At 42.9% G+C, this 1562-nt stretch carries 1 protein-coding gene; it reads left to right on the forward strand.

Annotated features, from left to right (window positions below; translation table 11 throughout):
- Positions 1-59: 59 nt before the first annotated feature.
- The gene (locus tag CWC14_RS16780; protein ID WP_138564037.1) at positions 60-1049 is read left to right on the forward strand and encodes a protein rep; all 990 of its coding nucleotides are present in this window, start codon (positions 60-62) and stop codon (positions 1047-1049) included.
- The last annotated feature ends 513 nt before the right edge of the window (positions 1050-1562 follow it).

Raw genomic sequence — 1562 nt, forward strand, 5'->3', positions numbered from 1 at the left:
GATGAGTCTCAAATTCATCCCAAGCTACGTTTTACCCATTGTCGAGATAGGTAAACGATATGACTATTGTATATCAAGACCTGCCCGTAATCCACGGAACAGGCGAAATATTGAAAGATTCAAAAACTGATTGGCGTGTATTAAAATTAAAAACCGTCGCAGTATCCAAAGCATTTGATCAGCCCGAAAAATATTGGTTTGGCAGGTCGCAAAGAATGTTTGATTGCGGATCAACCCTAGAATTCGCAGTAGACCCTCATGGTAATAAACGATTGTTACGAGCTTTATTCTGTAGAGATAGAATGTGCCCGTCATGCCAAAGGAGGCGCTCAATGGCCATTTTCCACCAAGTGAAAGCGGTGTGCTTTTCAGCCCAAAAAGAGCATCCAACTTTAAAATATCTATTGTTAACCCTTACTGTTCCGAATGTAAGCGCGCAGCGCCTACCAGAAGAGATTAAGCATTTAACGGCAAGTTTTGACAGGTTAATGAAAAGAGCCGAGGTTAAACGCGGGGTAAAGGGTTTTTTTAGAGCATTGGAAGTTACCTATAGTGGTGAACGGGACGATTATCACCCTCACTTCCATGTGTTACTGGCGGTACCGTCTGGTTATTTTAAAAAGACCTATATCACTCAGGCTAGATGGCTTGAGCTTTGGCGCGAATCTACCAGATACCCAGAGATAACGCAGGTCGATATCAGAACGATTAAGCCAAACAGAAAAAGAGAAGGCTCATCAAGTATAGAATCTGCTGCTGCCGAGGTTGGGAAGTACGCCACAAAGCCCTCTAACTACGTCTGTGAGCTTCCGGATGGTAATTACTTAGCCCACGCCAAAGCTGTTAAGGATTTGGCACTGGGAATACGTCATAAACGCCTAATTGCCTTTGGTGGGATACTCAAAGAGCATCACAAACTACTAAACCTACAGGACGTTGAAAGTGACTCTGTAGACCTGGTGCATGTAGGTGAAGAAAACGACATGATTGAAGCTGTTATGGTTCAGGTTTTCCGGTGGAATGTCGGCTTACGCCAATATGTAAATTAACATTATGCGATTTATCGCATGTAGGCCGCACTCAGTTCTCAATTATCCATTGAAGCTAGTCGGCCGCTACCCAAACCAAGTAAATTTAAAAAACAAATCCCCGCGCAGCAATGCGCCCCTGATAAACCAAAAAAATCTTTAATTTGACGCCTATTCTTTTTTTAGGGAGGAACTGCGTAGCGGGGGGAGCCCTGAAAAAAGATAGGTGGAAAATCTAACTTGGTAGATACGTAGATACACGAAGTTACGAGACAGGCGTAAAAATGAGCCTTAAATACACTCTGAAATATGGGGTTTTTGGGGGTGTTTTCCTTCTCTTGATAAATAAGAAACAACTCACGTACACCGAAACCGTCAAAATCCTGCTGAAAAGCTTGATTTCATTTGGCTTAAGGTCTAACTTATGGGGTAGAAACAGGGTGGAAGGTTTTCCACTAAATTTGTATTACGTAATGTGATAGCGATTTCTGTGAACTTCTTAGAGTAGGACGGTAGCCGGTGCGTCAACACCGT

It is taken from the genome of Pseudoalteromonas sp. S3260, assembly GCF_005886925.1.
Lineage (GTDB): Bacteria > Pseudomonadota > Gammaproteobacteria > Enterobacterales > Alteromonadaceae > Pseudoalteromonas > Pseudoalteromonas tetraodonis.

Bases quoted from the DNA above. Each gene is read 5' to 3' on its own strand.
- CWC14_RS16780 (WP_138564037.1), top strand. From the start codon at position 60: ATGACTATTGTATATCAAGACCTGCCCGTAATCCACGGAACAGGCGAA.